The organism is Roseateles sp. (assembly GCF_044373315.1).
GTDB lineage: Bacteria > Pseudomonadota > Gammaproteobacteria > Burkholderiales > Burkholderiaceae_C > JACDQM01.
Map to the genome: position 1 here is coordinate 1 of NZ_JBILQK010000056.1, position 26,973 is coordinate 26,973.

Sequence of the window (26,973 nt, forward strand, 5' to 3'; positions counted from 1 at the left end):
CGCGTCGCCGCGTGCGCTTGCTCGATTGCCCCAGTCCAAGACTCGTCTGCTTCATGGTCTCAATCATCTCAGCCGCTCAGGTCGTCCGGTAGCTGATTTCCCCGGGGTTTATGCAGACCATCCCTAGACAGAGCGCGATCAGGTAGCTTTCTGTCCTGCCTGCGAGGGGGCACCCTCCGTCTTAAGGAGGGTCTAGATGTCGCGAATCAGTTGCCGGAACTCGTCGACATCTTCAAAGCTTCGGTAGACAGAGGCGAATCGCACGTAGGCCACCTTGTCAATGCGCTTCAGTTCGCGCATGACCAATTCGCCCAGGCGTGTGGAGGGAAGCTCACGTGCGCCGCTGGTCAGCAGCTTTTCCTGAATTCGCTCCATCGCCGCATCGACTTGTTCGATGCTGACCGGGCGTTTGCGCAAGGCAAGCTGCATGGAGGCCCGCAGCTTGGCAGGGTCGAAGTCGGCTCGCGTGCCGTCCTTTTTCACCACCACGGGCAGCGCGATTTCTGCACGTTCGTAGGTGGTGAAGCGTTTGTCGCACGCAAGGCAGCGCCGCCGCCTGCGAACCACGTCCCCCTCGTCGGATTCTCGAGTCTCGACGACCTGGGTTTCGGTGTGGCTGCAGAACGGACAGCGCATGTTGGCCCGAACTCAGCGGTAGACCGGGAAGTCGCGCGTCAATGCTGCGACCTTGGCACGGACAGTTGCCAGGTTGGCTTCATCGTTGGGGTTGTCCAGCACATCAGCGATCAGATGGGCGGTGATGCGAACCTGCTCTTCCTTGAAGCCGCGAGTCGTCATGGCGGGCGTCCCCAGGCGAATGCCGCTGGTGACCATCGGCTTTTGCGGATCGTTGGGAATGCCGTTCTTGTTGCAGGTCATGTGCGCCTTGCCCAAAACGGCTTCGGCTTCCTTGCCGGTCAGGTTCTTCGGACGCAAGTCCACCAGCATCACATGGCTCTCAGTGCCGCCAGAGACGATGCGCAGGCCACGAGCAATCAAGGTCTCAGCGAGCACCTTGGCGTTCTTGACCACTTGCTCTTGGTAGCTCTTGAACTCAGGGGTCAGCGCTTCCTTGAAAGCCACAGCCTTGCCAGCGATGACATGCATCAGCGGACCGCCCTGAATTCCCGGGAAGATGGCGCTGTTGATCTGCTTGGCCACATGATCCTTCATCAGGATGATGCCGCCACGCGGGCCGCGCAAGCTCTTGTGCGTGGTCGACGTCACCACATCGGCATGCGGCACCGGGTTCGGGTAGACGCCGGCGGCGATCAGGCCGGCGTAGTGCGCCATGTCGACCATGAAGTAGGCGCCAATCTCTTTGGCGATCTTCGCGAAGCGTTCGAAGTCGATGCGCAAGCTGTAGGCCGAGGCGCCAGCGATGATCAGCTTGGGCTTGTGCTCGCGCGCTTGCCGCTCCATCGCGTCGTAGTCGATTTCTTCCTTGTCGTTGAGCCCGTAGCTGACAACCTTGAACCACTTGCCGCTCATGTTCAAGGGCATGCCATGGGTCAGGTGGCCACCCTCGGACAAGCTCATGCCCATGATGGTGTCACCCGGCTGCAGCAGCGCGAAGAACACGCCTTGGTTGGCCTGCGAACCGGAGTTCGGCTGCACATTGGCGTTCTCTGCACCGAACAGCTGCTTCAGGCGATCAATCGCCAGCTGCTCGACCACGTCGACGTACTCGCAGCCACCGTAGTAGCGCTTGCCGGGGTAGCCCTCGGCGTACTTGTTGGTCAACTGGCTGCCCTGCGCCTGCATGACTGCGGGCGAGGTGTAGTTCTCCGAGGCAATCAGCTCGATATGCTCTTCCTGGCGCTGATTTTCTTGCTGAACGGCGGCCCAGATTTCCGGGTCCACATTGGCGAGGGTCGATTGGCTACGGTCAAACATGATGGTGGAGGATCTCAAGGGTTGTAGCGCCGAGCGCCCGCCGAAACCTCTGTCTCGACGGAGTGGTGCTGCCCAGGCGAACGGCCGATGACGCCCTCGGCAATCCTGCCTGGACGTTCGCGCTCCCCGGTGGTCCACCACCTCGGGCTGCATCGGGACGCAGCCTTGATCGCCAGTCGCGCGAATCGTCAGTGTAGCGGAGGGCAGCGACAGTTCAGTTGAGCAAAGCGACCTTGTCGTCAGCGGGAGCTGCCGGCGTGCTCAGGTCGCGCGGCTTGACCGACGCTGGCGGACCACCGGCGACCGCCTTGAGCAGCTCATGCTCGGCCAGGACCTTGCCCGCGTAGCCGCCATCGTCCGGAAGGTTGGCGGCACCCACGTAGTAGCGCAAGCCTTCTTCGATACTGCCGCCACGCCGGATGCACTCCTTCAGGACTTGTACGCCGACGCGCAGATTGGTGATGGGGTCAAACGCGGCCAGCGAGCCACCGAAAGCCTGGTACTTCTCATCGTGCACGCGGGTCATCACCTGCATCAGACCTTGGGCGCCCACGGCGCTCTGCGCAAAGGGGTTGAAGCTGGACTCGACGGCGATGATTGCAAGGATCAAGGTGGGTTCCACCCGGGCGCGTTGCCCGACGGTCCAGGCTTCTTGGACCAGACGGCTGATGGGCTCCGGTGCCACTCTGTAACGTTTTGAGAGCCACATCGCGACGGCGGCCTGCTGCTTGGGCAGGGCCTTGGGGTCTGAAGCCACTGCTCGGCTGATCGCCTCCGGCTCATTGAGGCCGAACAGCGAGTTGCCTTCGGCTTCGGCACGAGCACCTTGGCGAGAATCCAGCCATCCGTAGACCTCGGCTTCGACGCGATGCCGCATCTCAGCCTGGCTGATGAAGATCAGCCCGAGCGCGAGTACGACCAGGCCGAGCAGCGCCAGTGTGTTGTGGCTGACCACGAGCAAGCCATGGCCGATGTCTTTCACAAAGAGGGAAATGGCTGCACCGATGTGGTGGGCCAGGGCGATTAGTTCACGACGCGCTGTCATGTGACTCCTTTCTTCTCGGCCCTCTCGTCCGTGGTGCGATGCGCTGGGGCGCATCACCTGGAAGAGGCGGCGTTGATAATGGGCCGGCTGGATCGCGAAGGGCTTCCGTTTTGGGAGGCTTCGCATGACCGGCGTCCATCGGCAGCGGGGCACCTGCTCGGTCCCAATGGGCAGGCTCGGGTTAACCCTGAAATCTCAAGGCAGGCGGATTCTAAGGTCCATGAATAACCCGTCAAGCTTGTTTACATTGTTCTTTATTTCTAAATAATATGAAGTATCGCGATTTGCGCGAGTTCGTGCACGGACTCGAGACCTTGGGTGAGCTGAAGCGCGTCACTGAGCCGGTGTCCCCGGTTCTTGAGATGACAGCGCTGAGCGACAAGGTGCTTCGCGCCGCCGGTCCGGCGCTGTTCTTTGAGCAAGCCAAGGGATATGACATCCCGGTCCTCGCCAATCTGTTTGGCACACCAAGGCGGGTGGCGCTGGGCATGGGGGCACAGGATCTCCAGGAGCTGCGCGCCGTGGGTCAGGTGCTGGCGAACTTGAAAGAGCCTGAGCCGCCGCGCGGACTCAAGGACACGGGGCGTCTGCTGCACATGCTCAAGTCGCTGTGGGACATGAAGCCGAGCCTTGTCCGCCAAGCTGCCTGTCAGGAAGAGGTTTTTGTCGGCTCTGAGGTGGATCTGAAGGCGCTACCCATCCAGACCTGCTGGCCCGGAGACATCGGCCCACTGCTGACCTGGGGCTTGGTGGTCACGCGCGGCCCTCAGCGCATCGCGAAACCGCGCTTGCGCCAGAACCTCGGCATCTATCGCCAGCAGCTCATCGGTCGTCGGCACTTGATCATGCGCTGGCTGGCGCACCGGGGTGGCGCTCTTGATTTCAGAGACTTTGCACTTGCCAACCCGGGGCAGGCGTTCCCGATCGTGGTGGCCCTTGGTGCGGATCCCGCCACCATCCTTGGCGCAGTGACACCGGTGCCGGACAGCCTGTCCGAGTACCAGTTCGCCGGCCTGCTGCGCGGCTCGCGCACGGAGTTGGTCAACAGCGGCGTCGGCGAAGCCGGCTGCATGCTGCAGGTACCGGCCAGTGCCGAGATCGTGCTGGAGGGGTGCATCCCTGTTGCCGAGCCTGGCTTCGAGGGCGTCAGCGAGGATGGGGTGCCCATCAAGGAAAAGGGCGGCTATCTGCACGCCCTGGAAGGTCCGTTCGGTGACCACACCGGCTATTACAACGAGCAGGACTGGTTCCCGGTGTTCGAGGTGCAGCGCCTGACACAGCGCCGCGCGCCGATCTATCACTCGACCTACACCGGCAAGCCGCCTGACGAACCCGCCATCCTCGGGGTGGCACTCAATGAGGTCTTCGTTCCCATCTTGCAGAAACAGTTCCCGGAGATCGTTGACTTCTATCTGCCACCTGAGGGTTGCAGCTACCGCATGGCGGTCATTTCCATCAAGAAGGCTTATCCCGGCCACGCCAAACGCCTGATGTTCGGTCTGTGGAGTTTCTTGCGGCAGTTCATGTACACCAAGTTCATCGTCGTCGTGGATGACGATGTCGACATCCGGGACTGGAAAGAGGTGGTGTGGGCCATCACCACGCGAATGGATCCCGCTCGCGACACGACCTTGGTCGAGGGCACGCCGATCGACTATCTCGACTTCGCCTCGCCTGTCAGCGGCTTGGGCGGCAAGATGGGTCTCGACGCCACGAACAAGTGGCCGGGCGAAACGACGCGCGAGTGGGGTCGAACGATCACGATGACGCCCGAAGTCGAGCGACACGCCGAAGACTTGTATGGGCGCCTCTTCGGGTCGGCCAGCAAGGGTTGATTCGAGGCTTGAAGCAGCGGCAACCTTCGCCTAATGTTGTCAGGCCTTCTTCAAGGCATAACCTCTGGCGCAGTCTCTGCGCGCCAGGAGCCCCGCAGCAGATAGCTGTGGAGCCCCAAGCGATGGCGTAAGTCATCCGGCCCCTTCCGGGCGCAAGCACGGAAGGGGCTTGTCATTTGTGGCGGGCCCGGTCAAGCCACGCATGCCATGCGGCATGGAGGCTTCGTCAGCCCAAGCCGGGTCCTCAGTGTCCCATCACCCAGCCCAGCCATTCGTAGATTGCATAGCGGAACTGTCTGAAGCCTTCGGAGGACGGCAGGCCGTCTCCGATGGAGAATGAAGTCTCTCTGGGGCGCAAGCCCACGGCGGCGGGAACGAGCGTGATCGGCTCTGCGGTCTTGGCCTGCGCAAATGCTCTCATGACACGTGGCATGTGCTGGACATGGGTGACCATGATGAGCTGCCGGATGCCATGCGCTTCGAGCAATGGTGCGCTGAACTGAGCGTTCTCACGGGTGTCACGGGCCTGGCTCTCGGCGAACAGCAAAGGCAGGCCGTACTCATCGGCGACAGTTTTTTCCGCCAGCACGCCTTCGGGCTGGTGCCAAGGCTCGCCGCCGTGGCCGATCCCCCCGGTGTAGGCCAGTGGCAGGCCGGTCCGGCGGGCCAGCCAGACGCCGTACCGAAGGCGCTCCAGCGACAAGGGGTTCAATGACGCCCCGCCATACTCCAGGCTGTCTTGCCGGGCGCCGCCACCGAGCACCAGGATCGCCGTGCCCGGCGCGCCTTTGAGTTGATCCAGCCGTTCCAAAGAAACAGTCTTCGGCGTGCCCAGCAATCCCCGTCTTGCCTGCTCAGCGCCAAACTCGGTGCTGCTCAGCCACAGCAGCGCTGCGCCTGCAGCGACGAGCGTCCAGCCCAGCTTTGGCAGGCGCCGCAGCAAGGCGGCTCCGGCGAGCATCAGCAGCAACAGCGGGATTGGTGGCAGCAGCAGCGCAAGCAGCATGGGTTTGGCGGGCTGCAGCAGGGCAAGGATGGCGTCCATATTGCGGCTGGTAGAGCGGCTGACTCGGTCGGGGACCGCATCATCGCAGCCGCGGCCTCGCTAAACTGGCCGCAATGACAGAAAGGTTCCCTTCCTCAGCAAGCAAGCCACTGTGGCATCGAGCGTCGTTCTTGTGGGCAAGCGCTCTTCTTGGCCTCTTTGCAGCGCTGATCGTCGCCATCACAGTGCTTGGGCCTTGGTGGTTGCAGACCCGAGGGTTGCCACTGGTCAGCAGTTTGCTGGGGCGCCCTGTATCAGCCGAAAGAATTGCGGTTAGCCCCTGGCGGCTCGGACTTGAGTTGCAAGGGCTGCGCGTTGCAGCAGCGAAAGCTACTGCCGAGCAGGCGCAGCTATCGGTCGAACGCGTCGACTTGCGCATCTCGCCCAGCAGCCTGTGGCGAGGCTTGACGCTCTCGGCGCTCCTGATCGAGGGGCCTCAGTTTCAGCTGGCCCGCCTGGGCGAGCGCAGCCTGGACATCGACGACCTGCTGGCCCGTCTGGCCGTGCCCGATCCCACGGAGCCAGCCGGGGATGGGGCGACTGTCGAGATTCGCGACCTGACTGTGCGTGACGGGCGCTGGCGCTTTGACGACCGCCATCAAGGCACGACTCACGAGCTCGATGCGCTGAGCCTGGAGGTGCCTTTTCTCTCCTTGCGCAAGGCGGATGCAGCGCTCCCCGTTACTGCCCGCGCAGCCGGGCGGGTAAATGGATCGGCTTTCGATGTACAGCTGCAAGGCCAGCCTTTTGCCCAAGCCCGGGCTGTGCACGCGTCGATCAAGCTCTCGAGCGTCGATCTGAAGCCGTGGTTGCCCTACCTGCCCGGCGATCTGCCGCTGCGGCCTGAGCAGGGGCAGATCGATGCCGACCTTGCGCTGGACTACGCACAGCCAGCCAAGCCAGGCACTGAGCCGCCCACCCTGAGCCTCAAAGGCGCCATCGCTGCCCGAGATGTCAGCCTGGCGCGGCAGGGCGAGTCCCGGTGGCTCGCCTGGCAGGATCTGCGCCTGACGGTTCTGGATCTTCAGCCGCTGCGGCAGCAAGTGAAGCTTGGCAAGCTGGCGGTCACCGCAGCCGAGCTGCGCTTGCGCCGTGATGCCGCCGGGCGCTTGCTGCTGCCAGCCGGCAGCCGGTCCGCTGCTGCTAAGGCCAGCGGACCGGCCTGGCAGTTGGCACTCGAAGCCCTGAGTCTCAGCCAGGGGCGTTTGCGCTGGCGTGACGAGGCGCTGCGACCTGCTGCGCAGCTCACACTTGCTGCTGTGGCGCTGGATGCCGAGCGCCTGCAGTGGCCGCTGCCGGCCGACGCAAGCCATGCTGCTGGATTCAAGCTGGCTGCCGAACTGCAGGCCGATGGTCGGCAACCAGCGGCCGCCTTGCAGTTGGCGGGGCAGCTTGGCCCGCAACAGCTTGAGCTCCAGGGCGGCTGGATGGCGCTGCCGCTGGAGTCGCTATCCCCCTATCTGCAGGTGCAGCTGCCACTGAGCCTGAAAGGCCGTATGGCTGGGCTCCTGGCTCTTGAGCTGCCGCAGCCGCTGCAGCCGCAGCCCTTGGAGCGCCTGCGGCTGACGCTGCGCGATGTGGATGTGGGCGGCTTGCAAGCTGGCCTGAGCCAGACCGGCAAGGACTTCGCCACCGCGACCCGTGTCCAATTGGACGAGGCGCGCATCGACCTGCCGCGGCGCCAGCTGGCTCTGGGTTCGCTCAGACTGAAAGCGCCGGTGCTGCGGATGCAGCGGGATGCGCAGGGGCGCTTGTCATTGCAGGCGCTGCTGGCTCCCGCATCTCCTGCAGCGGTCTCGACCGTTTCAGCCAAGGTCGCCGGTTCGGCACTGCCCCCTTGGGAGCTGCGCCTCGCCGAGCTTGCCATTGATCAGGGGCAAGCCTGGTTCCAGGATGAGTCGGTGAAGCCGGTGGCCCGCTTGGGCGGTGGTGCTTCGCACAGCCTGCTGGCTGAGCGGATTCAGCTGCGCCTGAGGGATCTGGCCTCGGGCCCGCCCGGTGCCGGCAAGGCCAGCCCGATCCAGCTGAGCCTGCTGCTCGGCCGCGGCGAGGGGCGGCGTGATGGGGCCACGCCCGGCAGCATCGATTGGAAAGGTCAGCTGGCCCTGTCGCCTCTGGGCGTGCGTGGCACGCTGCGCGCCGAGCGTCTGCCGCTGCCGGTGCTGGATCCCTATCTGGACCCCGCCTTGCAGATCTACCTGCGACGTGGCGAGGCGGGTTTTCGGGGCAGCTTCAGTGTGAATCAGACGCCCAAGGGATGGCGCAGCCACGCCCAGGGCGCTCTGCTGGTCGCCGATCTGCGGCTGTTCCACGCGCCCGAAGTCGAGGGACGACGCCAAGCGGGTGAGGAACTGCTGAACTGGCAGTCGCTGGAGCTGACCGGTCTCGATCTGACCCTTGAACCGGAGGCCACGCCGCGGCTCGAGGTTGGCCGTGCGAACCTGGCCGATTTCTACGCGCGGCTGCTGGTTGACGAGCGCGGGCAGTTCAACCTGGGCGATTTGCGAAACCCTGCCGAGCCTCAGCGCGAGCCTCGCCAAGAGCAAGATGCGCAAATGGAAAGAGAGGCGGCTGCGCCAGCCCTGGCCATCAGCGTTGCGGAAACGCGTGTCAGCAACGGCAGCGTGGATTTCAGCGACCGCTACATCCGGCCCAATTTCAGTGCCAAGCTCAGCGAGCTGGCTGGCAGCCTGGGGCGCTTCGCCAGCGGCAGTGCCGAGCTGGCGCCGCTGACGATCACTGGTCGTGTCGAAGGCACCGGCCTCTTGCAGATCACCGGCCAGCTCAATCCGGGCGCGCAAGCGCTGGCGATGGACATCCAGGCCAGCGCGACGGATATCGAGCTTGCACCCCTCTCGCCCTATGCCGGCAAGTACGCCGGCTATGCGATCGAGCGTGGCAAGCTCTCCAGCCGCGTGCACTACCGCATCGACCCGAGCGGGCAGCTGCAGGCTGACAACCAGCTCATCCTGAATCAGCTCACCTTCGGCGAGCGGATCGAGAGCCCCACGGCCACCAAGCTGCCAGTGCTGCTGGCCGTGGCGCTGTTGAAAGACAGTCAGGGCGTGATCGATGTGAACCTGCCGATCAGCGGCTCATTGAACGATCCGCAGTTCAGCATGGGGGGCTTGATCGTGCGCGTGATCGTCAACCTGATCGGCAAGGCGCTGATCGCGCCCTTCAGTCTGTTCGCTGGCGATGGGGTGGACCTGAGTCAGGCTGAATTCGCACCGGGCTCGGCGGCCATCGATGCCGCGGGCGACGAACGGCTGGACAAGTTGGCGCAGGCGCTGCTGAACCGGCCCGGCCTGAGCCTGACGATCACTGGCTGGGCCCAGGCCGACGCTGAGCGCGGCTCGCTGCAGGCCCTGACGCTGGAGCGTGCGCTGCTGGCGGAGCGCCGCCGGGAGCTCAGGCGCCAACAGAGCGCTTCGGGCCGTCAGCAGGCTGAGGGTTTGAGTGATGCCGAGCAATTGAGCGATGCTGAACGGGCTCGCCTGCTGACCCAGGTCTACAAGGCCAGCAACCTGCCCAAGCGGCCCCGCAACCTGCTTGGCATGCTGAAGGACATCCCGCTCGCGGAGATGCGGGCGATGCTGTTGGCAAGCTATGAAGTGAAGGAAGAGACCATCCGGCAGCTGGCTTTGGCGCGCGCTGTTGCGCTGCGCGACGCGCTCATTGCGCGCAAGGTGCCGAATGAGCGCATCTTCCTGGCCACAGCCCGCCTGGCCGAACCCGATCCTGACAAACCTTGGGTTCCACGGGTCGATCTGGCGCTGTCCACGCATTGAGGGGCGGCCTCCGCTATGCTGCCGCCCAGCTTCAGCAACCCTGTCGACCAGCGCATGAATTCAGACCATCCGACCCTTGAAACGATCACCCTCGGCGGGGGCTGTTTCTGGTGCACCGAGGCCGTGTTTGAACAGGTGCGCGGTGTGATCTCGGTGGAGTCCGGCTACTGCAACGGCCAGGTTGACAAGCCCAGCTATGAGCAGGTCTGCTCGGGCCGCACCGGCCATGCCGAGGTGGTGCGGCTGCGTTTCGATCCACAACAGATCGGCCTGCACCAGCTGCTCGAAATCTTCTTCGCCACCCATGACCCGACCAGCCTGAACCGGCAGGGCGCAGATGTGGGCACCCAGTACCGCTCGGGTATCTATTTCCATGACGCAGCGCAGGAAGCGGTGGCCCAGGCTGTACTGGCCGAGGCCCAGCAAGCCCATGGCGGCCGGGTCGTGACCGAGATCGAGGCCGAGCGCAACTACAGCGCCGCCGAGGCCTATCACCAGCACTACTACGCCCGCAATCCGGAGCAGGGCTATTGCGCCTTTGTCGTCGGCCCCAAGGTCGACAAGTTCCTGTCCACCTTCGCGCAATACCGTCGCGACTGACGCCGATGATCGAACTGCAAGGGCTGAGCTACCGGTATGCGACGGGGGCTGATATCCGCTTTGCCGACCTGGGCCTTGCGCCCGGCCAAGGCTTGCTGTTGCGCGGTGCCTCAGGCAGCGGCAAGTCCACGCTGCTGGCCCTGCTGGCGGGGCTGCTGAGCGCCAGCTCGGGCCGGGTCGTCGTGGGCGGCACCGAGCTCGGTGGCCTGAGCGCGCGTCAGCGCGATGCCTGGCGCGGCGCGAACCTGGGTTTCGTTCCGCAGCGACTGCACCTCAGCGCGGCGCTCAGCGTGGGAGACAACCTTGGCCTGAGCTATGCCGCCGCCGGTCTGCCTGTGGATGCGGCGCGCGTCGACGAACTGCTGCAGCGACTCGGCCTGGCAGAGCTGATCCATCGCAAGCCCCATCAGCTCAGCCTGGGCCAGGCGCAGCGCGTCGCCTTGGCCCGTGCGCTGTTGCGCCGGCCGCGCCTGCTGCTGGCGGATGAGCCGACCGCCAACCTTGACGACGAGGCTTGTGCGGCCGGCCTGAGCCTGCTGCAGCAGGCCGCGGCCGAGCAGGGCGCCTGCCTGGTGATCGCCACCCATGACAGTCGCGTTGTGCAAGCCCTGCAGGGCGCCAGCATGCATCTGATGGCCTTGCCACGGCTGGCTGCGGGAGGCGCGCGATGAACCTGCCCCGTCTGGCCTGGCGCTATCTGTGGTCGCAGCCGCTGGTGTCGGCGCTTAATCTGCTGCTGCTGAGCCTGGGGCTGGCGGCGGTCAGCTTCGTGCTGCTGGTTAGCGAGCAGATCGAGGCCGGTGTGCAACGTGATCTGGCTGGCGTGGATCTGGTCGTCGGCGCCAAGGGCAGCCCGATGCAGATCATGCTGGCCGGTGTGTTTCACCTGGATGTGCCGACCGGCAATATCCCGCTCAGCACGCTGGAAGAACTGCGGAGCCAACCCCTGGTGGCGCGAGCCGTGCCGCTCTCGATGGGCGACAGCCTGAAGGGCTATCGCATCATCGGCAGCACGCCGGAGTATCTGGAGTTGTACGGCGCTCGTCTGGCCGATGGCCGCTTGTGGGATGCGCCGATGCAGGCGGTGCTGGGCGCCGCGGTGGCACGTGCCACGGGATTGACGACCGGTTCGCAGTTCAAGGGCAGCCATGGCCTGGGTGAGCAAGGCGATGAACATGGCGACCATCCCTACACCGTGGTCGGCGTGCTGGCCGAGACTGGCAGCGTGATGGACCGGCTCGTGGTCACCGATCTGGCCTCGGTGTGGAAGGTGCATGAAGACATGCATGCGCTTGATGAGAGCGACCGCCGCGCGATGGAGGAATCGCGCGAGATCACCCTGGCGCTGGTCAGCTACCGCAGTCCGCTGGCTGCCATCAGTCTGCCGCGCTGGATCAATGCCCAGGACGGTCTGCAGGCGGCGGCGCCAGCCCTTGAAACCGCCAGGCTGCTGCGCATGGTCGGTGCCGGCACCGAGGTGCTGCGCGGGTTTGGCTGGGTGCTGCTGCTGGCGGCCTCGCTGTCGGTCTTTGTGGCGCTGCTGCATGCGGTGCGCGAGCGCCAGGGTGATCTGGCGATGCTGCGCATGCTGGGCGCGCCGCCCTGGCGCGTGGCTGTGCTGGTGGCCAGCGAAGCGCTCTGGCTTGCCGCGCTGGCCTGTGTGCTGGGCCTGGCTCTTGGCCATGGCTTGACACATGCGCTAGGCTGGTATTTGGCGTCGCAACAGTCGCTGCGCATCAGCGGTGCTTGGTGGTCGGTCTGGGAGTGGGGCATTCCGCTGCTGGCCTTGCTGCTGGCCCTGGCGGCAGCAGCCTGGCCGGCCTGGCGAGCCTATCGCCTGGAGGTGACCGAACTGCTGCAAGCGCCGCATTGAGAACGCTGCCAGATCGAAGCGTGGACAATTCAGGATCAAGAGGGAAGCTATGAACTATCTGATTGCTGCTGTTGCAGCCGCCTTGTTTGCTGCCAGCGCTGGCGCGCAAAGCCCGGACAAGGCCAAGCCAGCCGCCGCGCCGGCCTTGAGCGAGCATGTGAAGAAGGACATCAGCCGTCATCGCGCGATGTCCAAGGCCCATGAAGATGCGGCCCGCTGCCTTGAGGCGGGTACCTCCGAAGATGAATGCCAGAAGCGACTGTTGGCCGCTTGCCGTGGCCTGGGCATCGGCAAGTACTGCGGGTTGAAGCATGAGCACTGATCGAATCAAATCCACCGCGCTGCTGCTGGCGCTGAGTCTCGGCATGGTTGCCGGCGCCGGCGCTCAAGTGCCGGCAGCTCCAGCGATTGGCCAGGGCCCCGGCATCCACGATCCACGCAGCGCCTTCAAGCCGCTGCAGGAGCGCGAGGGCGTCGTGTCCTGGCCGCTGCTGGCCTCGGTGACGACCAAGCTGGAGAACAAGCGCCTGGTGCCCAGCTTTCCGGCCGGCGTGCAGCAGCTGGACAAGCAGAAGGTCAAGATCCAGGGTTTCATGATGCCGCTCGAACCTGGTGACAAGCAGCGCCATTTCCTGCTGTCGTCGGTGCCGACCAGTTGCAACTTCTGCACCGCGGCTGGCCCGGAAGGCCTGGTCGAGGTGCGCAGCAAGACACCGATCCGCTACACGCTGGAGCCGGTGCTGGTCGAAGGCACGCTGGCCGTGTTGGCCAACGATCCCTACGGGCTGTTCTATCGCGTCGTCGACGCCCAGCCCGTAAACTGATCCCGCAAGGGCTTCGATGGCTGATGCTCGCCTTGTGCACTGATCGCCTGCTGCACGCCCGGCCCTGGCTGGTCGCTGTGCTGCTGTGCGTGCTGCTCGGTGCGCAAGGGCTGGGCCATCTACATCGGTTGGCGCACGGCGGGCACAGCCAAAGTCACACCCACAGTCACGCCCCGACGGAGCACGACGATGCCGGCTGGGGCCATGCGGCCGACGCCGCCGAGTGCCGCCTGCATGACCAGCTGGGCCAGGACCTCGGTCCGGCCTTCGCGCATTCTCTTGTCGCCGACGCACTGCCAAAGGCGCAGCCTGCGTCACCACAGGCGCGCAGCGCCTCGCTGAGTTCGCGCTGGCAGCGTGGTGCCCGGGCCCCGCCCAGCGCGGCCTGACGCTCCTTCCGCCCCATCCCCCTGTACTGAATCGATCCCCGGCGCGCCTGTGCGGCCGCGGGGTCCTGTCGCCATGTCTTGCCTGGCTCGCGCCGCAGGCATGGCTGAGAGCTTTCCCATGAAGAACTACCAATTTCTGCCTGGTCTGCTGTGCCAGGCGGCCGCGCTGGCCTGCCTCAACATGGGTGCGGCCTGGGCGCAATCCGGCGTCCCTGCGCCGGCCCAGCAGCTCGCGCCGGTTCTGGTGACTGGCAATCCTCTGGCCAACACCGATGCCCTGCAGCCCGGCCATTTGCTGGCCGGTGATGCCTTAACCCTGCGCCGTGGCGCCAGCCTGGGCGAGAGCCTGGACGGACTGGCCGGCGTCTCGGCCACTGCATTCGGGCCGAATGCCAGCCGGCCGGTGCTGCGTGGGCTGGACGGCGACCGGGTTCGCCTACTCAGTAATGCCGGAGCCTCGATCGACGCCTCGGCGCTCAGCTTCGACCATGCCGTGCCGCTGGATCCGCTGGTGGTCGAACGCATCGAGGTGCTGCGCGGTCCGGCTGCGCTGCTGTATGGCGGCAGCGCCATCGGCGGGGTCGTCAACACCTTGGATAACCGCATCCCGCGCCAGCGCCCGTCCGGCCTGACCGGCGCGGTGGAAGGGCGTCTGGGTGGCGCGGCGGGTGAGCGCAGTGCGGCCGTGGTGCTCGACGGAGGCTCGGGCGCGGTCGCCTGGCATGCCGATGCGGCCACGCGCAAGAGCGACGATCTGCGCGTGCCCGCGCATGACTTCGACGGCGACCGCGTGAATCGCGTGCGCAACTCGGCCAGCGACAGCCACGGCGGCGCGATCGGGGCGGCCCTGCACTTCGACTCCGGCTTCGTCGGCGTCTCGCTGGATGGCTTCCGCAAGGACTACGGCGTCACGGTCGAGCCCGATGTCGGCATCCGCATGCAGCGCCAGCGTGCCGCGGCCGCGGGCGAGTGGCGCAAGCCGAGCGGCCCGATTACGCAGCTCAGCTGGCAGCTCAGCCGCGCCCGCTATGAGCATGTGGAAGTTGAAGGCGACGGCGCCATCGGCACGCGCTTCAGCAATCGCGGCACCGACGGTCGCGTCGAGGCCAGGCACACACCGCTCGGGCCACTGACGGGCTTGATCGGCGTGCAATGGGAGCAGGCCGAGTTCTCGGCGTTGGGCGCCGAGGCGCTGGTGCCGACCAGCCACACGCGCAGCCGCGCGCTGTTCCTGCTGGAGCAGTACCAGCGCGGCGCGCTCACGCTGGCTGCGGGCGTGCGGCGCGAGTCCGTGAAGGTGGAATCGGACGGCGATGCGCCTGGTGCAGTCGAGGCACGCTTCGGCGCAGCATCGAGCCGCAGCTTCAGCCCAGGCAGCGTCTCGTTGCAAGCTGGCTATGCGCTGGCACCCGCCTGGCGCGTCCAGCTCAGTCTGGGCCACACGCAGCGCGCACCGGCCTTCTACGAACTGCATGCCAATGGCGTCCACATCGCCAGCGGCGCCTATGAGCGGGGCGATGCTTCGCTCGGGCTGGAACGCGCGCGCAGCGTCGATCTGGGCTTGCGCTGGCAGTCGGGCGACAGCTCGCTGCGCCTGAATCTGCATCAGACCCGCTTTGCCAACTACATCTCGCTGGCCCCGACCGGTGCCCAGGTTGACGTCGATGGCGAGGCGGTGCCCGAGTACGCCTTCCGGGCGGTGCCGGCGCGCCTGCACGGGCTCGAGCTCGAAGGCCGCCATGCCTTCGCGCAGCGGCTCAGCGGCTGGCAGCTGGCGATGTCGGGCCAGCTCGATGTGCTGCGCGGTGTGGATCGCTCGACTGGCGAGGCACTGCCGCGTTTGGCGCCGCTGCGCGTGGGCTTGGTCCTTGAGGCGCGGGACGGCGTCTGGCAGGCAGCGCTGGACTGGCGCTGGTCCGACCGGCAGGACCGCGTACCCACCCTGGACAGCGCCACACCGTCGTATCAGATCCTGCGTCTAAGCCTGGCCCGGCAGTTCAAGCTGGCCGGCAGCGATGCGCTGTGGTACGTCAAGCTCGACAACGTCGGCAATCAGCTGGCCTACAACGCGTCAACGATCGCGACCTTGCGTGAACTGTCGCCGCTGCCCGGCCGCTCGCTGCTAACCGGGCTGCAGCTGCGCTTCTGATCCGTTAGCGCAAGCTTAAGGGGCCAGACGCTCGCGCAGCCAGCCACCGCCCTCGGCCGGGCGGTAGCGGATGCGGTCGTGCAGGCGCGAGCGGCGGCCCTGCCAGAACTCCCAGCGGTCCGGCACCAGTCGGTAGCCGCCCCAGTGCGGCGGTCGGTCGGGGTTCAGGCCGTGCTGGATCGCGGCCTTGGCGGCATTGGCCACCAGCACCGCGCGCGAGCTGATCACCTCGCTTTGCGGCGAGGCCCAGGCGCCAAGGCGTGAGTCCAGCGGGCGCGAGCGGTAGTAGGCATCAGACTGTTCGGCCGAGACCTTCTCGACCCGGCCCTCGATGCGCACCACGCGCTCCAGCTCCACCCAGTGGAACTGCAGCGCGGCGAAGGGCGCGTGTTCCAGCTCGCGGCCCTTGCGGCTGGCGTAGTTGGTGTACCAGACGATGCCGCGCTCGTCGAAGTCCTTGATCAGCACGATGCGGGTCGACGGCCGGCCATCTGGCCCGACGGTGGCCACCGTCATGGCGTTTGGCTCGGGCAGTTCGGCGGTCAAGGCCTGCTCCAGCCACTGGCGGAACTGGTCGAGCGGTTCGCCAGCTGCATGCTGTTCGTCGAGTTCGCCCTGTTCATAGCTCTTGCGCAGGGCAGCGAGGTTCTTGGTTTCCATAGCGTGAGTATCCGTTGGCGGCAAGCGAGCGTTTCGCCGGATCGTACAAAGCCTTAGGTGAAGGCCCCAGTAGCAGCAGGGCGGGGGCCTGGGCATTCTGGACTCGTCGGAGCAGTACTGGCCACTATGGCCGAGAGCCTCCTTGCTGCTTATGAGAAGGTTTGGGCAAGCGATGGGAATGCGGCCTGTTGTTGTTGTGTTGGCTGCGGGACTGGGGCAGCGCTTCCTTGGTGCAGGGCACAAGCTGCACCAGGAGCTGGATGGTGCGCCTTTGCTGGCTCAGACGCTGAAGAATGCAATGGCGTCCGGCCTTCGCGTGCTGGTGGTGACCCGCGAGGATCTCAGGCCGATCGTCGACGGGTTCGTGGCAGCACACGACGTCCTCACCTTGCCTGAAAAGGACTCGAAAGGCCGGCCATCACCTGTGGGCATGGGGCATTCGCTGGCTGCAGGTGTCGCTGCAAGTGGGGACGCCGATGGCTGGCTGGTCGTGCCGGGCGACATGCCCTTGATTCAGCCGCGGACGATTCAAGCGGTTGCCCAGTCGCTGCACGAGCATCCGATCGCCTATGCCGAGTACCGCGGGCAGCGAGGGCACCCGGTTGGTTTCGGGCCGGAGCTCTATTCCGAACTGGTGGGTCTGCAAGGCGATGATGGCGCCCGGCGGCTGCTGGCCCGCTTTCCTTCGCAAGGCGTGGCCGTCGACGACCCGGGTGTGCTGATTGATGTGGACACCGTGGCGGATCTGGCGCGCGTGCGGAGCTTGCGCAGCTAAGGCCGCATTGCTGCTGGCTGCCGGCTGTGCTCGGCCGGGGCTTCACAGAGCTCATGCTTCACGGCCAGCGCGATTTGGCGTTCCAGCTCGCGGTCATGAATGCCATGGGTACGCAGGCTCTTGACGGTCTGATAGAGATAGTCGAGTGTGCTTCCGTAGCGCCCGCGGGCGTGTCTGAGCACGCCAAGCAGGTCTGCTTCGCCAAGCGGGCTCACCAGGTTTGGGCTTTGGCGGGAGAGGGTGAAAGCCAGCGCGTTCCCAAGCCTTTGGCCGCCCCGCGACCGACAAGCCAGCCAACGGGGCGTGTAGGCGCTGCTGATCATTTCTCGCGCCCAGACCTGGCGCAGCACCGTGTCCGCCTGATCCGGGGCGATCTCGTAGAGCATGCCTTCGCAACTGCCACCGCTGATCAGCGCCAGCACCAGACCAGGCTGCAGCTCGGTGCCGCGATAGAGCTGCGAACGCATGCGAAGGCAGCGGTGGTAGCCATGCACCCGCGCGGCCTGAACCGAGCGGAACTCAAACTCCGGCTTCCAGATCAACGAGCCGTAGGCGAACAAGTGCAGGGCTTGCTGCGGCTGACGCTGGCGCAGCAGCAGCTGCAGCTGCAGCGCGGTGCTTGTCTGTGCTTGCTGGTCGGCGGCGTTGAGAGGCATGAAGGTCGGTGGCGCGGCAGGGCTGTACCAAGCTTGTAACCAAGGTCGCGCTTGCTCGTGTAATATGGTTACACGAATTCAAACGGCGAGTTACATCGCTTGAGACCATGAATCCTACCGTCGAGACAGTCACACGACGCATCCAGGAACGCAGCGCTGCGACCCGGACGAGCTATCTTGCACAGATTGAGCGCCTGGCCGGCCGGCGCCGAGGCGTCGAGCGCATGGGCTGCGCGAATGTCGCCCATGCGTTCGCAGCGATGCCAGCCAATGACAAGCTGCGCATCGTCGCGGAAAAGGCGCCTCATCTGGCTGTCGTCACCGCCTACAACGACATGTTGTCGGCCCATCAGCCTTATGAACGCTACCCGGGCCTGATCCGTGAAGAGGCAGCCCGGCGTGGCGCAACGGTCCAGGTGGCCGGTGGCGTGCCGGCCATGTGCGATGGCGTCACGCAGGGGCTGCCCGGCATGGAGCTGAGCCTGTTTTCGCGCGACACCATCGCGATGGGCACGGCCGTAGCGCTCAGCCACGATGTCTTCGATGCCGCCTTGCTGCTGGGCATCTGCGACAAGATCGTGCCAGGTCTGCTGATCGGCGCGCTGCACTTCGGCCATCTGCCCTGCGTGTTCGTGCCGGCCGGTCCGATGGGCAGCGGCTTGTCGAATGGCGAGAAGGCCAAGGTGCGTGAGCTGTATGCCCAGGGCAAGGTCGGCCGCGAGGAGCTTCTGGCGGCCGAATCGGCCGCCTATCACGGCGCCGGCACCTGCACCTTCTACGGCACCGCCAACAGCAACCAGATGCTGCTGGAAGCGATGGGCCTGCATGTGCCGGGTGCGGCCTTCGTCCATCCCGCCGAGACGCTGCGTGATGAGCTGACGCGCAGTGCGGTCGGCACGGCACTGGAGATCACCGCCAAGGCGCGTTACACGCCGATCGGCCGCCTTGTCGATGAGCGCGTCATCGTCAACGCCTTGCTGGCCTTGCTGGCCACTGGCGGGTCGACCAACCACTTGATTCACTGGGTGGCCGTGGCGCGCTCCGCCGGCATCCTGATCGACTGGAGTGATTTCTCCGACCTGTCCGCGGTGACGCCGCTGCTGGCGCGTGTCTACCCGAATGGCAGCGCGGACGTGAACCAGTTCCAGGCCGCCGGCGGCCCGGGCTACGTGATCCGTGAGTTGCTGGATGCCGGCCTGATGCATGAAGACGTCAGCACGGTGAGCGGCGCTTCCCTGCGTGAGCAGACCCTGCTGCCGACGCTCAGCGCATCGAGCGGTGTCGAATGGGCTGCGCTGCCGAAGGAAAGCGGCGACGAGAGCGTGGTGCGCCCGGCGGCCCGGCCTTTCAACCCAAGCGGCGGCCTGAAACTCCTGCAAGGCAATCTGGGACGTGCCGTCATCAAGGTCTCTGCCGTGCCCGAGGATCGCCATGTCGTGGAGGCGCCCGCGCGCATCTTCACCAACCAGGAAGCGATGCTGGCCGCTTTCGCTGCCGGCGAGCTGGAGCGCGATGTGGTGGTGGTGCTGCGCTTCCAGGGGCCGCAAGCCAACGGCATGCCGGAGCTGCACAAGCTGACGCCGCCGCTGGCGGTGCTGCAGGGCCGCGGATTCAAGGTGGCCCTGGTCACCGATGGGCGCATGAGCGGCGCCTCCGGCAAGGTGCCGGCCGCCATCCACGTTTCGCCGGAGGCCTTGGCCGGCGGTCCCTTGGCGCGTCTGCGCGATGGCGACTTGGTGCGGCTCGATGCGACCACGGGCAGTCTGCAGGCGCTGGTTGATGAAGGCGAGTGGGCCGCCCGTGCGCTCGCAGAGATTGAGCCCTTGCAGGCTGAAGACAATGCCCACGGTCTGGGTCGCGAACTGTTTGCCGGCATGCGGCGCAACGTTAGCAGCGCCGAGCAGGGCGCCATCAGCTGGTTGTGATCAGCCCATCACCCTTGCCAAGAAGGACGACTTCCCATGTCGATTGAAACCGCTTCGCTGGCCGCCCACGGCCCGGTGATTCCCGTGATCGTGATCCAGCGCCTTGAAGACGCCGTGCCCATGGCCCAGGCCTTGGTGGCCGGTGGCGTCAAGGTGCTGGAGGTGACCTTGCGCACACCGGTCGCCCTGGCCGCCATGGAGGCCATTGCGCGGGCCGTGCCCGAGGCCATCGTCGGTGCAGGGACCCTACGCACGGTTGACGATGTGCGCGCAGCGCGCGACGCCGGCTGCCAGTTCGGCGTCAGCCCCGGCTTCACCGAAGCCCTGGCCGAGGCGTGCCGCGTGCATGGCCTGCCGCTGCTGCCCGGTGTCTCGACCGCCAGCGAAGTGATGCAGGCGAATGACGCCGGCTATCGTTTCCTGAAACTGTTTCCGGCCGTGGCGGTGGGCGGCGTGCAACTGCTCAAGGCCTTGGCCGGCCCGTTTGCCGATGTCAGCTTCTGCCCCACCGGCGGCATCACGCCGGACAACGCGGCGCAGTTTCTGGCGCTGCCCAATGTGCGCGTCTGTGGTGGCTCCTGGCTGACGCCGGCTGACGCGGTCGAGCAGGGCGACTGGGCGCGCATCACCGAGCTGGCGCGAGCCTGCTCGGCATTGCGCGGCTGAGGCTGAGAGCTTCTAGAGCTTGAGCTCGACCAGCACCGGCGCATGGTCGCTGGGGCGCTCGTTCTTGCGCGGCAGCTTGTCGATGCTGCAGGCCGTGACGGCGCTCTTCAGCGCTTCGCTGACCAGGATGTGGTCGATGCGCAGGCCCTGGTTCTTGCGGAAGGCCAGGTTGCGGTAGTCCCACCAGCTCCAGCTCTTGGGCGCCTGCTCGAACAGGCGGAACGCGTCCACCAGGCCGAGCTCCTGCAGTCCCCGGAAATGGGCACGTTCTTCGTCGGTGCAGTGGATCTGCCCGGCCCAGGCCACCGGGTCATGGACATCGCGGTCTTCCGGGGCGATGTTGAAGTCGCCCATCAGCACCAGCTGCGGATGCTGACGCAACTCTTCGCGCAACCAGTCGCGCAAGGCGTCCAGCCAGCCCATCTTGTAGGCGAACTTGTCGCTGCCCGGCGCCTGGCCATTGGGGAAATACGCGCCCACACAGCGCACGCCGTTGACGGTGGCCGCGATGACCCGCGCCTGCTCATCGGCGAAGCCCGGGATGTTCTTCACCACATCCTGGGCCGGCACACGGCTTAGCAGGGCCACGCCGTTGTACGTCTTCTGCCCGAACCATTGGACCTGGTAGCCGGCGGCGCCGATCTCCAGGGTCGGGAACTTGTCGTCCGTCAGCTTGGTCTCCTGCAAGACCAGCACGTCGACCGGGTTGGCAGCCAGCCAATCGAGCAGCTGGGGCAGGCGTACCGCCAGCGAGTTCACGTTCCAGGTGGCAAGGCGCATAAATCGAATCTCTCCGTATCAATCAACTAGGTCGTGGTGGGCCGAGGCCCGGCAAGGCAGAAGCTCTGGCGCGAAACCTTGGCTGTATGCCGTCATCGACGCGGGTGCTTCTCGCACGAGGCCGCTCGGTGTCACGGGCGCTGGCGCGTCGGCACCCGGGTCTCCAGCGCCTGAGGACGGTAGTCGGGCTGGAAGCGGCAGCCTGACGGGAAGCGTGTCAGCGCGGCCTGGCAGGCCTGCGCCACGCTTGCAGGCGTCGGCTTGCGGCCCTGGCTGACCCAGGCCTGCAGTGCGTCCATCAGGCCCACATAGCTGGCGTCGCTCAAGTAGCTGTGGTTGCTGTCGGCGCTGAAGGTCTGCACCAGCTGGCCTGCGTTGCCGGCGCGCGCCATGGTGTCGGCAAAGACCGACTCCAGCTCGACGAAGGCGATCGGGTCATCGATGCCATGCACCATCAGCACCGGCACCGTGATCTTGCCGCTGGGGTCGGTGTCGGCACCGAACTGCGCCACGGCGGCCGGGTCGGCGGCATAGCGCAACACGCCGGCATTGAGCGCCTGGTCGTCCGCCGATCCGCGATAGACGGCGCCGATATTGCCGAACACATTGCGGCCTTGCGTGCGCTTGCTGGCTATGTCGTGGAAGTGGAAGGTCGCCCAGTTCAGATGCCCCTGCACGCTGCTTTCCGGGATGCGGATCACATCGATCAGGGTCTTGAGCTTGCGTGCCTGTTCAGCGCTGCGAGAGGCTGCCGGCAGGCCCAGACCCAGGCAGTCCTTGCTGCGCTGGGCCAGGTCGGCGCTGCTGAGCTTGCTGCCCTCGGGCAGGCCTTGCCACAGCGGGTATTGCGGCTCGTCGGGGCGCGGATGGTTGCCGCACAGGTACTGATAGACCACGCGCAGATCGAGCCGGAAGTCGTAGGAGCGCGTGCCGCCGCCGATCACGCCATTGCTGAGCAGCAGCGCGTCGTAAGGCTTGCCTTGGGTGAACATCTCGCCGCCCTTGGCAGCAACGCCCGCACCCCACGACTGGCCATGCAGAAAGGTCAGCTTGGGTGGGGCCACGTGCTGGATGAAGAGGCGGCGCAGGCGCTCGGTGTCTTCGGCCGCGGGGCGCACGGCCACGCCGCCTTGCCGGAAGCTTGAGGCTGCCCAAGCGTAGCCGGCCCGCGGCATGATGGACCAGCGCTGCAGGTCTTCCTCGACGCGCTTGGCCGTCGGCTCGCCCAGAAAGGGGCCGCCGTGCGCATGCATCACCAGATGGCCGTTCCAGTCCTTGGGCATGGCGATTAGGTAGTAGGCGCCGGCGCTGTCGCGGCCGCCCAGGCAACGTATCTCAGCACCGATGCCGCTCGGGCAGGGCAGCGGCTGGGGGGCAGCCTCCTGCGAGAGCGGCTGATGGTGTGCACAGGCGGCCAGCAGGGTGGCGGCGACAAGGACTGACAGGCGTTGAAACGGCATCGGGCTTAGCTCCTGTTCGGATGGGCAAGCGGGCATCTGGCACTCATGGGCTGGCGCGTGGCGGTCAGTCTTTCACAGCGCACGTCGGCTTCGGCCAGTAGATGTACCTAGCGCAAGGTGGCGCGAATCAAGGCGGTCCAGCAGAACCAGCCGCATCACAAGTGCAGCCAGGCGGCGGAGCCGACGCAAACACCTACCGCGCCCACCCCCAGCATGGCCCACGCGATCAAGCGGCGCCGGGTCAGCAGCGCGATGGCGGCCAGGGCAGTCGAGAGCTGCAGCGCCGTCGTCGTCTCGGCCCAGCGGTGGTGCTGATGCATCTGCTCATCGCTCTTGCGGTCCCAATCGGCGGACTCCTGCTCCAGCGCTTCAGCCTTGGTCTTGATCACCGCCTTCTCGGCCCGATAGCGGCTCACTTCTTCGTCGTAGCGCGCCTTGCGATCCGTCAGGACGAGCGCCGCGGCCAGCTCAGCGAGGTTTTGCTTGCTGCTTTTGGTCTGGTAGTAACTCCATTGATTCGAGGCCTCGGTGTTCTTGATCGCAGCATTGCTCTTGTACAGACGGGTATTGGCCTGGGTGGCGCCGCCCATATAGGAAAACACCGCACCGAAGGTGGCCAGCACCGCGGTGAGCACGGCCAGCTGCCCGGCCATGCCCTTGGGTTCGTGCTGCGCGGCAAGCTCCAACTTGTTGCCTTGCGGTCCGTGAACGCAAAAACTGCCGCCGGACATGGCTATCAATGCCTCTCTTGCGTGGACTCTTGCTTGCGTTGATAACGGACGAAGTCATAGGTCACGTCTAGTCCTTCGGGCGTGCGGTGCTGCCGCGGTTCGCGGCCCTGTTCTTCGAGCCCGGACGACGACCAGTCCGGGAAAAAGCTGTCCGCCTCGAACGCCGCATCGATCTCGGTCAGTTCCAGTCGATCGGCGAGCGGCAGGGCCTGCGCATAGATCTCGGCGCCGCCCATCACGAACACCTGAGCCTCGTCGGCGCAGGCGGCGATGGCCCGATCCAGCGAAGCAAAGACTTCCGCCCCCGGCAGCGCAAGACCCGGCTGGCGCGACAGCACGATGTTGCGGCGCTGCGGCAAGGGGCGGAATCGCGCCGGGATCGAATCCCAGGTCTTGCGCCCCATGATCACGGTATGGCCCAGAGTCAGCGCCTTGAAGCGCGCCATGTCCTCGGGCAGGCGTATCAGCAAGTCGTTGTTCCTGCCGATCGCACGCTGGTGCGCGACGGCGGCGATCAGCACCAGCTCTGTCATGGGTGGTCGTTTTTGTTAAATTTGCCGTCAATTCCGGCGAAAGCTCGACGCCAGCTGTTGTGCCGTGCCGCTAGGGAGGGAGTCGGCGCTGCCGGTCGTCAAACTGCCACCGGCGCCTTGATGGCCGGGTGGCACTGGTATTCCAGTACCTCGAAGTCCTCGAACTGGTAGTCGAAGATCGACTCCGGCCGGCGCTTGATGTTCAGCGTCGGGTAAGGGAAGGGCGCGCGCGCCAGCTGGGTCTGCACCTGCTCGTGGTGGTTGCTGTAGATATGGCAATCGCCGCCGGTCCAGATGAAGTCGCCCACCTCCAGATCGCATTGCTGCGCCAGCATGTGGGTCAGCAGCGCGTAGCTGGCGATGTTGAAGGGCACGCCCAGGAAAATGTCGGCGCTGCGCTGGTAGAGCTGGCAGGACAAGCGGCCCTCGGCCACATAGAACTGGAAGAAGGCATGGCAAGGCATCAGCGCCATCTGGTCCAGTTCGGCCACGTTCCAGGCGCTGACGATGATGCGCCGGCTGTCGGGGTTGGTCTTGAGTTGCTTCACCACTTCAGCGATCTGGTCGATGTGCCCGCCATCCGGTTTGGGCCAACTGCGCCATTGCACGCCGTAAACCGGGCCCAGATCGCCATCGGCGCGCGCCCACTCGTCCCAGATGGTGCAGCCGCGCTCTTGCAGCCATGCCACATTGCTGTCGCCTCGCAGGAACCACAGCAGCTCGAGAATGATGCTCTTCAGGTGCACCTTCTTGGTGGTTACTAGCGGAAAACCCTCGCGCAGGTCGAAGCGCATCTGGTGGCCGAACACGCTGGTGGTGCCGGTGCCGGTGCGGTCACCCTTTTGCACACCATGTTCGAACACATGGCGCATGAAGTCTTCGTACTGGCTGCGGGTGGGTCGTGAGCTCATGGCGAGCGATTCTAGGTCCAGGGTCGGCCTTGCCGGGATCAAGCTGGCCTGCGGGCGCGGGCAAGCGGGCGTGCTGTGTTGAACCACCATCAGCACGCCAGCTGCCGCTTGCATGGCTGGACCGGTGCGGCTCCGATCAGCTCAGCGTGCGCCGCAGGGGCAGTTCACGCGGCGCATTTAGACTCAATGCTGTGAAGTCAATGCCGCCCTCCGCCCGCTTGCCCCGAAAGCTGCTGTCACAGATGCTCAAGTGGCTGCTGCTGCTGGCATGGCTGCTCGGCGTCGGTGCCAAGTCCATGGCCATGGGCGTGGTGCTTCAGGAGCTTCCAGCGGGCGCACTGGGCTTGCATGCCGAGGTGCTCGTCGAGTTGCCGGCGAGGCCGCTCGATCTGGCGCAGGTGCAGGAACGGACGGCACCGTTTCAGCCCATCACCCAGCAGAAGCCGAGCTTCGGAATCGGCGCGACCCCGCGCTGGATCCGGCTGAAGGTCAACAACCTGGATGCCCAGGCACAGGTTTTTCATCTCGTGGCTGGCGTGCCGTGGACGGACCGGATTGATGGCTACCTGATCCAGAGCGGCCGCACACTGGCCAGCTGGCAGATGGGCGATGAGCGCCCTGGTGCAACAGGGCTTGTGCCCGGCCTGGGCTTCACGATGGCATTGCAGCTGCCCCCGGGGCAGAGCGAGGTCCTGCTGCGCGTGGCATGCGTGGATCCGATGGTTGTGCCGCTGGAGCTGCTGAGCCCGGCGCAGTTCGAGCAGCGCCAGCGGAGCACGGCCTATCTATATGGACTGCACTACGGCTTTCTGCTCGCGCTGTGTGCCTACAACCTGCTGCTCTTCGCAGGCCTGGGCAAGCGCACTTACCTCAGCTATGCGGTCTACCTGGTCTGCTACATCGGGGTGAACGTCTGCTACACGGGCCACGGGAATGCCTGGATCTGGCCTGACCTACCTGGGTTTCAGCGCTATGTGATCCCGGTCATGATGGTGGCTTTCGCTGTCAGCAGCCTGATGTTCGCGAGGCGCTTCTTGCGCCTCTGGTCAAGCGCGCAGCGCGTTGACCGTGCTGTCAGCGGCCTGGCGTTGCTTGGCCTTGTCGTGGCCACTGTGAGCGTGCTCTGGGGTAGCCATCTGGCGGCGGTGCTCTGGGGTTTCGCCTTCCTGGGCCTTGTCTGCATCGTGATGGTGGCGCTGGGTTTTTTCTCCCTGCACCGGGGCACCCCGTCGGCGCGTTACTTCTTGCTGGCCTGCCTCTGCGGCATGATCGGTGCCGCCAGCAGCACCATCACCACCTGGGGTTGGGTGCCGTTCAACGAACTGGGCTACCGGGCGATTGAAATTGGCGTGACGCTCGAGGCGACGCTGCTGGCTCTCGCGCTGGCCTACCAGGTTCGGCACTACCAGCGGGCCAGTCTTCAGGCCACCGAGCTGGCGCGCATCGACCTGCTCACGAAGCTGCTCAATCGACGTGCCTTCTTCGAGGATTGCCTCCCAGCCTGGCGCACGGCCGGCCGTGGCGAGCGGCCCATGTGCGTGGTGGTGATTGATCTGGACCACTTCAAGAGCGTGAACGACCGCCATGGGCACGAGGTCGGTGACCAGGCGCTGGTGGCCGCAGGACGGGTGCTGGCCGAAGGTCGCCGAGCGGGCGACCTGCTGGCCCGCTGGGGCGGCGAGGAGTTCGTGCTGCTGCTGCCTGAAACCGACCTGGCCCAGGCTGTTGCGCTGGCTGAGCGCCTGCGCGCCGAGATCGAAGCGGTGACGTTGCCAACAGCCAGCGGCGTGCTGACCCTGAGCGCGAGTTTCGGTGTGGCACAAAGGGCCGATCAAGCCAGCATCGAGGCCTTGATTGCGGCTGCCGACACACAACTGCTGGCCGCCAAGCAAGCCGGCCGCAATCGGGTGAGTGCGGCTCAACAGACCTGAGTCGGTTTGAACCCTGCCGGCAAGGGCAGGGGCGCGCTCAAGAGTTGTTTGTTTGCTTGGTGGACAGGCGGGGCTTGATGCTCAGTCTCCTGCAAGTACTCATGCTCAAGTCCGCTTGGCTTGACGTTGCACTGTGCCGTGCAGCGTCATTTGCTCCCATGCCACGGGTGGCAGGTAATGCCAGAAACGCGGTCTGCAGCCCTTAACAGGCAATCAACACCACGCCTCGCCCAACGCCTGCGCCTGCTGCAACACCAACTCCACCGCCGCATCCTGCATGTCTGGCGGGTACTTGTACTTCCGCAGGATGCGCTTGACCATCCCCCGCAGGCTGGCGCGCACGCTCGGCATGTGCCAGCTCAGCATCAACAGCTAGGGAAGCTCTGCACAAAGCACCGCCGGTTGTGCTCGGTGCCGATTGAAGAGGTTTCGTGACGCCGGTGTCGTCGTCAGCAGCAGGTTTTGGGTGCATTTGCGCATCAACGTGCCGCTGGTTTG

General features: G+C 65.7%; 24 protein-coding genes, 1 pseudogene and 1 riboswitch. Of the genes and pseudogenes, 13 read left to right on the top strand and 12 right to left on the bottom strand.

Annotated features, from left to right (window positions below; genetic code table 11):
* Positions 1–192 precede the first annotated feature (192 nt).
* The 3 genes from nrdR to ACIQ67_RS13220 all read right to left on the bottom strand — a co-directional run bounded on the left by nrdR (position 193) and on the right by ACIQ67_RS13220 (position 2,941).
* Positions 193–636 carry a transcriptional regulator NrdR gene (gene nrdR, locus ACIQ67_RS13210; protein ID WP_397534836.1) on the bottom strand — a complete coding sequence of 148 codons (444 nt, stop codon included), beginning with the start codon at positions 634–636 and terminating at the stop codon, positions 193–195.
* A 12-nt stretch (positions 637–648) separates the two neighbouring features.
* Positions 649–1,896, bottom strand: a complete 1,248-nt coding sequence (gene glyA, locus ACIQ67_RS13215) for a serine hydroxymethyltransferase (protein ID WP_397534837.1) — start codon at positions 1,894–1,896, stop codon at positions 649–651.
* Between the two features lie 63 nt (positions 1,897–1,959).
* A riboswitch (ZMP/ZTP riboswitch) is annotated at positions 1,960–2,086 on the bottom strand.
* A 24-nt stretch (positions 2,087–2,110) separates the two neighbouring features.
* Positions 2,111–2,941 (bottom strand): transglycosylase SLT domain-containing protein, encoded by an 831-nt coding sequence (locus tag ACIQ67_RS13220; protein ID WP_397534838.1) that lies wholly within the window; start codon positions 2,939–2,941, stop codon positions 2,111–2,113.
* Between the two features lie 269 nt (positions 2,942–3,210).
* Here ACIQ67_RS13220 and ACIQ67_RS13225 point away from each other — a divergent pair, with 269 nt between their 5' ends.
* A complete protein-coding gene (locus ACIQ67_RS13225) occupies positions 3,211–4,776 on the top strand; it encodes a UbiD family decarboxylase (RefSeq protein ID WP_397534839.1) in 1,566 nt (521 codons plus the stop codon).
* A 244-nt stretch (positions 4,777–5,020) separates the two neighbouring features.
* Here the strand turns inward: ACIQ67_RS13225 and ACIQ67_RS13230 are convergent, their stop codons facing one another.
* The gene (locus ACIQ67_RS13230; protein ID WP_397534840.1) at positions 5,021–5,821 is read right to left on the bottom strand and encodes a YdcF family protein; all 801 of its coding nucleotides are present in this window, start codon (positions 5,819–5,821) and stop codon (positions 5,021–5,023) included.
* 371 nt (positions 5,822–6,192) lie between these two features.
* Here ACIQ67_RS13230 and ACIQ67_RS13235 point away from each other — a divergent pair, with 371 nt between their 5' ends.
* From ACIQ67_RS13235 to ACIQ67_RS13270, 8 genes are all read left to right on the top strand, one after another.
* Positions 6,193–9,612, top strand: a complete 3,420-nt coding sequence (locus ACIQ67_RS13235; protein ID WP_397534841.1) for a DUF748 domain-containing protein — start codon at positions 6,193–6,195, stop codon at positions 9,610–9,612.
* Positions 9,613–9,666: 54 nt separating this feature from the next.
* Positions 9,667–10,212, top strand: a complete 546-nt coding sequence (gene msrA, locus ACIQ67_RS13240; protein ID WP_397534842.1) for a peptide-methionine (S)-S-oxide reductase MsrA — start codon at positions 9,667–9,669, stop codon at positions 10,210–10,212.
* Between the two features lie 5 nt (positions 10,213–10,217).
* On the top strand, positions 10,218–10,883 hold the full coding sequence (locus ACIQ67_RS13245) for an ATP-binding cassette domain-containing protein (RefSeq protein WP_397534843.1): 666 nt from the start codon (positions 10,218–10,220) through the stop codon (positions 10,881–10,883).
* Positions 10,880–12,085, top strand: coding sequence for an ABC transporter permease (locus tag ACIQ67_RS13250; RefSeq protein WP_397534844.1), 1,206 nt, complete (start codon positions 10,880–10,882; stop codon positions 12,083–12,085). Before ACIQ67_RS13245 ends, ACIQ67_RS13250 begins: the two co-directional genes overlap by 4 nt.
* 49 nt (positions 12,086–12,134) lie before the next feature.
* The gene (locus ACIQ67_RS13255; protein ID WP_397534845.1) at positions 12,135–12,407 is read left to right on the top strand and encodes a hypothetical protein; all 273 of its coding nucleotides are present in this window, start codon (positions 12,135–12,137) and stop codon (positions 12,405–12,407) included.
* Positions 12,397–12,909 carry a DUF3299 domain-containing protein gene (locus tag ACIQ67_RS13260; protein WP_397534846.1) on the top strand — a complete coding sequence of 171 codons (513 nt, stop codon included), beginning with the start codon at positions 12,397–12,399 and terminating at the stop codon, positions 12,907–12,909. The genes ACIQ67_RS13255 and ACIQ67_RS13260 overlap by 11 nt, the downstream gene beginning before the upstream one ends.
* 23 nt (positions 12,910–12,932) lie before the next feature.
* Positions 12,933–13,298 carry a hypothetical protein gene (locus tag ACIQ67_RS13265; protein WP_397534847.1) on the top strand — a complete coding sequence of 122 codons (366 nt, stop codon included), beginning with the start codon at positions 12,933–12,935 and terminating at the stop codon, positions 13,296–13,298.
* A 118-nt stretch (positions 13,299–13,416) separates the two neighbouring features.
* A complete protein-coding gene (locus tag ACIQ67_RS13270; RefSeq protein ID WP_397534848.1) occupies positions 13,417–15,447 on the top strand; it encodes a TonB-dependent receptor in 2,031 nt (676 codons plus the stop codon).
* Positions 15,448–15,462: 15 nt separating this feature from the next.
* On the opposite strand, the gene pdxH is transcribed toward ACIQ67_RS13270, so the two are convergent.
* Complete coding sequence (gene pdxH, locus ACIQ67_RS13275; protein ID WP_397534849.1) at positions 15,463–16,107, bottom strand: pyridoxamine 5'-phosphate oxidase; 645 nt, start codon at positions 16,105–16,107, stop codon at positions 15,463–15,465.
* A gap of 178 nt (positions 16,108–16,285) precedes the next feature.
* On the opposite strand from pdxH, the gene ACIQ67_RS13280 reads away from it, so the two are divergent.
* Positions 16,286–16,882 carry an NTP transferase domain-containing protein gene (locus ACIQ67_RS13280; protein WP_397534850.1) on the top strand — a complete coding sequence of 199 codons (597 nt, stop codon included), beginning with the start codon at positions 16,286–16,288 and terminating at the stop codon, positions 16,880–16,882.
* Here ACIQ67_RS13280 and ACIQ67_RS13285 read toward each other — a convergent pair.
* Positions 16,879–17,538, bottom strand: a complete 660-nt coding sequence (locus ACIQ67_RS13285; RefSeq protein ID WP_397534851.1) for a gamma-glutamylcyclotransferase — start codon at positions 17,536–17,538, stop codon at positions 16,879–16,881. The genes ACIQ67_RS13280 and ACIQ67_RS13285 overlap by 4 nt on opposite strands.
* A gap of 107 nt (positions 17,539–17,645) precedes the next feature.
* On the opposite strand from ACIQ67_RS13285, the gene edd reads away from it, so the two are divergent.
* Together edd and ACIQ67_RS13295 are read left to right on the top strand one after the other, a co-directional pair.
* A complete protein-coding gene (gene edd / locus ACIQ67_RS13290; RefSeq protein WP_397534852.1) occupies positions 17,646–19,463 on the top strand; it encodes a phosphogluconate dehydratase in 1,818 nt (605 codons plus the stop codon).
* 36 nt (positions 19,464–19,499) lie between these two features.
* On the top strand, positions 19,500–20,129 hold the full coding sequence (locus ACIQ67_RS13295; protein ID WP_397534853.1) for a bifunctional 4-hydroxy-2-oxoglutarate aldolase/2-dehydro-3-deoxy-phosphogluconate aldolase: 630 nt from the start codon (positions 19,500–19,502) through the stop codon (positions 20,127–20,129).
* A 12-nt stretch (positions 20,130–20,141) separates the two neighbouring features.
* On the opposite strand, the gene ACIQ67_RS13300 is transcribed toward ACIQ67_RS13295, so the two are convergent.
* The 5 genes from ACIQ67_RS13300 to ACIQ67_RS13320 all read right to left on the bottom strand — a co-directional run bounded on the left by ACIQ67_RS13300 (position 20,142) and on the right by ACIQ67_RS13320 (position 24,544).
* Positions 20,142–20,909 (bottom strand): exodeoxyribonuclease III, encoded by a 768-nt coding sequence (locus ACIQ67_RS13300; RefSeq protein ID WP_397534854.1) that lies wholly within the window; start codon positions 20,907–20,909, stop codon positions 20,142–20,144.
* Positions 20,910–21,040: 131 nt separating this feature from the next.
* On the bottom strand, positions 21,041–22,369 hold the full coding sequence (locus tag ACIQ67_RS13305) for a hypothetical protein (protein WP_397534855.1): 1,329 nt from the start codon (positions 22,367–22,369) through the stop codon (positions 21,041–21,043).
* A gap of 155 nt (positions 22,370–22,524) precedes the next feature.
* Entirely contained in the window at positions 22,525–23,100 is a 576-nt protein-coding gene (locus tag ACIQ67_RS13310) for a DUF4337 domain-containing protein (RefSeq protein ID WP_397534856.1), read from the bottom strand.
* Positions 23,101–23,105: 5 nt separating this feature from the next.
* The gene (locus ACIQ67_RS13315) at positions 23,106–23,633 is read right to left on the bottom strand and encodes a dihydrofolate reductase (protein WP_397534857.1); all 528 of its coding nucleotides are present in this window, start codon (positions 23,631–23,633) and stop codon (positions 23,106–23,108) included.
* 98 nt (positions 23,634–23,731) lie between these two features.
* The gene (locus tag ACIQ67_RS13320; protein ID WP_397534858.1) at positions 23,732–24,544 is read right to left on the bottom strand and encodes a thymidylate synthase; all 813 of its coding nucleotides are present in this window, start codon (positions 24,542–24,544) and stop codon (positions 23,732–23,734) included.
* A 218-nt stretch (positions 24,545–24,762) separates the two neighbouring features.
* Here ACIQ67_RS13320 and ACIQ67_RS13325 point away from each other — a divergent pair, with 218 nt between their 5' ends.
* On the top strand, positions 24,763–26,475 hold the full coding sequence (locus tag ACIQ67_RS13325) for a diguanylate cyclase (protein WP_397534859.1): 1,713 nt from the start codon (positions 24,763–24,765) through the stop codon (positions 26,473–26,475).
* 213 nt (positions 26,476–26,688) lie between these two features.
* On the opposite strand, the pseudogene ACIQ67_RS13330 reads toward ACIQ67_RS13325, so the two are convergent.
* Positions 26,689–26,820: pseudogene (locus ACIQ67_RS13330) on the bottom strand (type I restriction enzyme endonuclease domain-containing protein); the annotation flags it as partial.
* Positions 26,821–26,973 lie beyond the last annotated feature (153 nt).